We start from the raw sequence: 6703 nt of genomic DNA on the forward strand, positions 1-6703 counted from the left end.
GCCCCTTGTCGTGCATCATGTTCGTCGTGGGCGCGCCGACGCGGGACTTCTGGTCGCGCTCCGCGGCGTCGAACGCGCGCCACTCCGGGCCGCGGTCGATTTCGTCCTCGCGGAGGATTTCGCCCGTCTCGGGGTCGACCCACTCGCCGTGTTGTTCGTCGTAGACGAGGTCGGTCCGCTCTGCGACCGACGCCTCGGACGACTCGGCTTCGTCTTCGTCGCGCTCCTCGCCGGACCGTCGGACCTCGGGCTCCGCCGTCGGTGCCGACTCGTCCCGCATCGAACGCCAGTCGACGTGTTTCGTATCCATTGAGTATCGGTTCATTCCCTATCGAGGGTAATGGGCTCTCGGTTGGAATATGCCAAATACCTTCGATTCGAGGGATGACGGCCGGAGAGCGATTCCGCCCACTCAGCCCCGGAGCGCGTCGATAGGCCGCTCATTTGCCGCCCGCCACGCGGGGTACGCGCCGGCGAGCAGGCTGGTCAGGATACCGAACGCGACCGCCCCGGCCAAGTACAGGAGCGCCGACTGCGTGAAGGCGAAGGGGTCACCGAGGAACAGCGCGTTCGCCACCATCGCCACGGCGACGGCGATGGCGAGACCGACCGCCGAGCCGAGCGCGCCAAGGAGTACCGCCTCGACGAGGAGAATCCGGACGATATCGACCTTGCCGTAGCCGACCGCCCGCAGGACGCCGATCTCTTCGCGGCGCTTGATGACGGCCATCAGCATCGTGTTCGCAATCGAGACGCCGGCGACGAGAAGCGAGATGGAGCCGAGGCCCGCGAGGAACGCGTTGATTCCGTTCACGAGCGTCTTGAGCAGGCGGACGAGCGAGGTGAGTTCGAACACCAACAGCCTGTCTTTCCGGTCGTTGAAGCGGTCGCGGAGCGCTTCGGCGACGGCTTCGGCCCTGTCGGTCGACTCCGTCATCACCTCGATACGGCTGTACTGTCGGTCCCCGGTCTCCTCGATGGGGAGGAACAGTCCGCCCCCTCCGAACGACTGACTCTCGGCCAGCACGGCGACGACGCGGTAGGTGTGTTCTGTCTCGACGGTTCCGGCCGCCGTCTCCGTCTCGGAGACGAGTTTGAGGCGCTCGCCGAGTTCGACGCCGCGGTCGGCCGCGAACCCGTGGGAGACGACAACGCTCTGTCGCCAGTTGTCGGGGATTCCGCCCCGTTCTACCTCGTGTAACTGTCGGGGGTCGTCGATGTAGGTGACCGACACCCCCTCGCGGGTGCCGTCGCTCGTTATCAGCTCCATGCTTCCGGGTTCCGTCGCCACGATTGTGGCCGCCCCGACCGTCTCGTCTATCGCTTTGACGTCCTCTCTGTCGAAGTGCGACGCTTCCATGTCGGCCCCCGGCGAGACGTAGACGCTCGTCGCGCCTTGGGCCTGGATGCTCTGCAGTTGGCTCTGCTTGAACGCCGCACCGCCCGCGCCGATTGCGCCGATTGCGACGACGCCGATGAGTATTGAGGCCGCCGCGAGTATCGACCGGACCTTCGCCCGCGAGATGTTCCGTCGGGCGATGACGAGTCGCGGGAACCGCCCGGCGATTCGGTGGCGCAGGCTCACCGTCCCTCGCCCCACGTTCGCGTCATTCTAACGCCTCCACGGGCCGCTTATTCGCGGATTTCCACGCGGGGTACACGCCGGCGAACAGCGACGTGAGGACGCCGAACAGCGCCCCGAGAGCGACGTATCGAAGCCCTGCGGCCGTGAACGCCAGCGGGTCCCCGACGAGGAACTGGTTAAGCACCATTCCGATGCCGAGCGCGAGCGGGACGCCGATTGCGGCACCGACGAGGCCGAGGATGGTCGCCTCGGCGAGGAGCAGGCTCACGACCGCCCGCTTGGGATAACCGACCGCCCGCATGACGCCGATTTCGCGTTCGCGCTCTATCGCCGTCATCAACATGGTGTTCGCGATGGTGACCGCGGCGACGAGGAGCGAAATCGAGCCGACGCCGATGAGGAACTGGTTTATTAGTTCGAACGTCTGACTGAAGCGCTCCCGCTGTTCTTGGACCTCCGAGACGGAGATTGTCCGCCGTCGGGTGTTGAACTCCGTTTCGAGACTCTCGGCCGCCTCGCTTATCGACCCCGTCTGCGGGTCGACCCTGACGATGACCGAACCGTACTTCGAGTCGGAGTCTTCGAGCTGGCTGAGTCGGTCGAACGGAAGGAACACGGAGCGGTCGGCCTGTAGCTGGTCGGCGAACCCCTGCGGTTCGAGCACCGCCGCGACGCGGAACGTCCGCTCGAAGCTCCCGTTTATCGTCACCGTCAGCTGGTCGCCCGTCTCAACGTCGTTGTTGTCGGCGAACCGGGAGCCGACGACGACCTGCTGTCGCCAGCTATCGGGTATCGACCCCGATTGCGCATCGTAGAACGTCCCGAGGGCAGCCAGCCCCTTCACCTGGGCCGAGGGGGAGGTCTCTCCCGACGACGTACGGACGACGGTGTCCCAGCGCTGGATGACGGGGTGGACCGTCGCGCCCGATGTCGCCTGTCGCATCCGACTGACGTCTTGGTCCGAGATGCCCCCGGTGATGTCACCGTCGTCGTTCATGTAGTAGACGGGGCTGACGGTGGCGGTCCCCCCGAACCCCTCGTACGCCTCCATCTGGTCCTGTTTGAACGCCTCGCCGCCCGCGCCGATGGTTCCGATGGCGACGACGCCGATGACGATGGCGACGACGGCCAGTGTGGTCCGCGCGGTGGCGCGCGACAGGTTTCGGCGGGCCAGCACGACCGTCGGGAACCGAGCGGTCACCCGGCGGAGCCAACTCATTGGGACGCACCTCGAACAAGAACGGCGCGCGGCCGCGGTTCCGCGACGCTCACGCTCCGTGCCCTCCGTCAGCGGTCGTCTCGCCCGTGTCCTCGATGACGCCGTCCACGAGATTCACCACGCGGTCGGCCTCCTCGGCGACGTAGGCGTCGTGGGTGACCGTGACGATGGCCACGTCCTCCTCGGCTCGGAGTTCGTCGAACAGGGCGAGGATTTCGTCGCCGGTGTCGCGGTCGAGGTTCCCCGTCGGCTCGTCGGCCAACAGGAGCGCGGGGTCGTTGATGAGCGACCGCGCGATGGCGACGCGCTGTTTCTGTCCCCCCGATAGCTCGTCGGGATAGTGTTCGAGCCGGTCGCCGAGACCGACCCGCTGAAGCAGCGTTTTCGCCCGCTCGCGCGTCTTCACCGGGGTCTTGTCGAGCATCCGCGGCATCTCGACGTTCTCCAGCGCCGTCAGGGTCGGAATCAGGTAGAAGCTCTGGAACACGAAGCCGATGGCACGCTTCCGCTTTCGCGTTCGGTCCGCGTCGGAGAACGTCGATACGTCCTGTCCCCGAAGGCTGACCGCGCCGTCGGTCGGCACGTCGAGTAAGCCAAGCAGGTTGAGGAGCGTGGACTTCCCGCTCCCCGAGGGACCGACGATGGCGACGAAGTCGGATGGCGCGATGCCGAAATCGATACCTTTCAGCGCCCGGACGGTCTGGGTCCCCGTCTGGTACTCCTTCGTGACGTCTTCGCCGCGGAGTATCAGGTCGCCGACGGCGCCCGCGGCGTCACCCGATCGGTCCTCACGGTCCTCGCGCTCGCTCTCCGTCGGCTCCGCCGCCTCGGAGTCGGTGCTGTCCCATGTCATCTGTCGTTAGCTCCGCCAGCGGTAGATGACCGCGCCAACGAGGAGGGCCGCGGCGGTGCCGCCCACCGGGAGGAGCGGGAACCCGCCCGACCCCGAGTCCGGCACGGGGCGACGCATCATCTGACGGTCGACGGTGACCGACGTGGTGACGGACTTCTCCACACCGCCGACGCTGTACCGAACCTCGACGGGGACCGAAGAGACGTTGCCCTGTGCGGCGGTCCGGAGGGTGAACGACGAGAAGTCGCTCCCGTCGATGCTCCCGATGAAGTAGTTGCTTCGCTCGACGCTCGACGAGTTAACGACGGAGACGACGACTCCCTCGACGGCGTCGGAGCCGACGTTCCCGGCGGTCGCCGAGATTTCGAGCGTACCCCCGGCCTGCGTCGCCTGCACGTCGGTCAGGATGACCTGTCCGGGGTTCGTCGGAGAGCTAAACAGGGGGCGATACGTGCGGGTGAGCTCGTGTTTCTCGCCGCGGTTCGAGTACTGGAGCGTCACGTTCACCGGGTACGATCCGGCCTCGTCGACCCGCGCGGGGAAGGTGAACGTCGTGGCGTTGCCCGCCTTCAGCCGTGGCTTCACGCGCTCGGTGACGCCGAAGTTTACATCCGGTGAGGACGAGACGACCCGCAGTTGTCGAATGTCCTCGGTGAGTCCGTTCGAGACTGTGACGTTCACGGACCGAGTGGCCCCGGGTACGGCCTCCTCGGTCGAGAGCTCTATCTGCGGGCGGGAGACCTCCTTCACGTCGACGGTCACCGGGTACCGAACTCGGACGTGCGAGCCGTCGTTCTGTCTGCCGACCAGCACGACGCGGAGGTTTTTCGACCCGGGCTCGTCGAACGAGACGGCGACCGGGATGCTGATGCTCGACCCGATGGTTATCGTTCCCACGTCTTCGATGCGCGCGATGTCGGTGGGGCTTCCCTGTCGGCGGACGTAGACGTCGGTGACGTCGACGACGCTCGGGCTTTTCTCGCCGTTTCGAATCGTCACTTCGAGGTCGGTCTGTTCGCCGGGCGTCGGCTCCGTCGGCGCGACCGTCACGTCGGAGATTCCGATGTGCGCCTCGGCCGCTTTCGCCGGCCCCGTCGCCAGCGGGACGGTGACCGCGGAGAGCACGACGACCGCGACGAAGAGCCACGAGAGAACCGAGCCGACGCCGTCGTTCGATTCTCGCGGACTCATCTGTTTCTCCTCACGTAATCGTGTTGTTTCGCTGCCATCATTGGCTAATCGGACTGACCAGCCCCACATAAGTTCCTTGGTTTACATGTCTGTTGGCAAACTAGTTTCTACTGGGCTCGCACTCGGTCGCTTCCCGGAAAAACGCGGTCGGGGTGAGGCGATGTGAGTCAGATGGTGGCGATTTCGACGGGCGACGCTCGGAATCAGGTCTCGACGCTGAAGCCTTCGTCGCGGAGCGCGCCTTCGAGGCGCTCGCCGTGTTCGCCCTGTAGTTCGATGCGTCCGTCGTCGGTCACGGTCCCGCCGACCGCGAGCCGTCGCTTCAGGATCGACGCGAGAGCGTCGAGTTCGTCGGTCGGGAGGTCGAGGCCGTCGACCACCGTCACGGGCTTGCCGTACCGTCGGGTGTCGACGTGAATCGACGCGCGCTGGTCCGCCCGCGCGAGGTCGTCGCCGATTCCGAGGTCGTCCGGCAGGCCGGTGATGTCGCTGAAAGTGTCTTTTCCCACGTATTCGAGTACGCGTCCACGGCGTATCAGGATACGGTTGGAATATTCCAACCCTCCTGTGAGCGTGTCCCGCGGGGCGTTCAACCCGACTCGTCGATCACGCGCTCGCTTCGAGCTTTTCGGGGTCGACGCGCTCTTCGACCTCGGTGCCGAGCGTGCCGGTGACGAACTGCCGGGCCAGCCACGCCTCGGCACGTGTCAGGCGGTACTGGAGCGTCGAGTTCGGGATGTCGAGTTCCTCGGAAATCTCTTGGACGGTGTGCTGGCGCGGCGTCTCGTAGTAGCCGAACTCGACGGCTGCTTCGAGCGCGGCCTGCTGTTCCGGCGGCAGGCCGTCGGTCGAAACACCCTCTTCGAGCCAGCACTCGGGTTCGCTGATGCGCTGGACGCTCAGCGAGAGGCCGTCGCTGAGGCTGTCTTTGACCTCCTCGTAAATCTCGCTCACCGTGTCGTCGTCGGAGATGAGCAGTCGCCACTGGTTTTGGGCCCCTCGGCGCTCGGCCTGCATCAGGAGACCGTCGCCGATGTGCTTCGCGGCGACGTGCGGAATCGATTGAATCCCGTCGCCCTCCTCGCGGCAGGAGTAGACGATGCGCCCGTTGGGCGTCTCCGAGAGCACTTCGAACTCCCACTCGACGACCGGTGCACCGCACATCCCGAGGACGCCGTTGCACCGGGTGGCCTGTTCGATGACCTCATCGAACGCTTCGAGCGCCTCCGTCGGCCCGGTGAGGCGGTCGAGTCGCCACATCGACTCGCTCGTGGCGTGTATCGCCATGGTCTTGGAGTGTAAGTCCGGGTTCTCGATGAAGAGGTCCATCACCTCGTCGGCACCCCGCTCGTACTCGACGGTGAAGACGAATTCGCGCATGGGTTCGAGGTAGTCGCCGGAGGCCTATAGCCTTGGTTGGTATGTTCCAACTCCGGATCGCCGCTCGGGACCACCGACTCGGGCTCCGAACTTCGGTCGCTCGCCCCGCTCAGGACTCGTCGAACGGCGACTTGGCGTGTTCGGGCACGTTCTCGGGGCGGGCGATGAGGTTCTCCCGGCCGAGGTTTATCTTCGCGACGCTGCCCTCGTCGGCCATCCGCGAGAGGACGCGGCTCACTTTCGACTTCGACCAGCCCGTTCCCTCGACGACCTTCGACTGCCGGAGTTGACCGCCGCTGTCGTCGAGGAGTCTGAGAATGCGCGTCTCGTCGTCGAGGAGTTCCTCTTGACCGGGATAACCACCGGCGGTCTGCTCCGAGCGAACCGGGCCGTCGCTCCCGCCCGTTTGGACTGCGTCCACCGACGCCCCGTCGCGCCGGCCGCCGGCGCGGTCGACCGCGCGGGAGCGAACGCC

General features: G+C 66.2%; 7 protein-coding genes and 1 pseudogene. All 8 read right to left on the reverse strand.

Annotated elements, in window-relative coordinates; all coding sequences use genetic code 11:
• Positions 1 to 310: pseudogene (locus NKF06_RS19100) on the reverse strand (transcription initiation factor IIB 2); the annotation flags it as partial.
• Between the two features lie 102 nt (positions 311 to 412).
• A complete protein-coding gene (locus NKF06_RS19105; RefSeq protein ID WP_253246309.1) occupies positions 413 to 1585 on the reverse strand; it encodes an ABC transporter permease in 1173 nt (390 codons plus the stop codon).
• A gap of 22 nt (positions 1586 to 1607) precedes the next feature.
• The gene (locus NKF06_RS19110; RefSeq protein ID WP_253246310.1) at positions 1608 to 2804 is read right to left on the reverse strand and encodes an FtsX-like permease family protein; all 1197 of its coding nucleotides are present in this window, start codon (positions 2802 to 2804) and stop codon (positions 1608 to 1610) included.
• Between the two features lie 49 nt (positions 2805 to 2853).
• Positions 2854 to 3657, reverse strand: a complete 804-nt coding sequence (locus tag NKF06_RS19115) for an ABC transporter ATP-binding protein (protein WP_253246311.1) — start codon at positions 3655 to 3657, stop codon at positions 2854 to 2856.
• A gap of 6 nt (positions 3658 to 3663) precedes the next feature.
• Positions 3664 to 4848 (reverse strand): hypothetical protein, encoded by a 1185-nt coding sequence (locus NKF06_RS19120; protein ID WP_253246312.1) that lies wholly within the window; start codon positions 4846 to 4848, stop codon positions 3664 to 3666.
• A gap of 203 nt (positions 4849 to 5051) precedes the next feature.
• Positions 5052 to 5357, reverse strand: coding sequence for a translation initiation factor (locus NKF06_RS19125; RefSeq protein ID WP_253246313.1), 306 nt, complete (start codon positions 5355 to 5357; stop codon positions 5052 to 5054).
• A gap of 97 nt (positions 5358 to 5454) precedes the next feature.
• Positions 5455 to 6228, reverse strand: a complete 774-nt coding sequence (locus NKF06_RS19130) for a helix-turn-helix domain-containing protein (RefSeq protein ID WP_253246314.1) — start codon at positions 6226 to 6228, stop codon at positions 5455 to 5457.
• Between the two features lie 109 nt (positions 6229 to 6337).
• A partial coding sequence (locus NKF06_RS19135; RefSeq protein WP_253246315.1) for a helix-turn-helix domain-containing protein occupies positions 6338 to 6703 on the reverse strand: 366 nt, incomplete at its 5' end.

Source organism: Haloferax sp. AB510, assembly GCF_024136985.1.
In the GTDB taxonomy this organism is placed as follows: Archaea; Halobacteriota; Halobacteria; order Halobacteriales; family Haloferacaceae; genus Haloferax.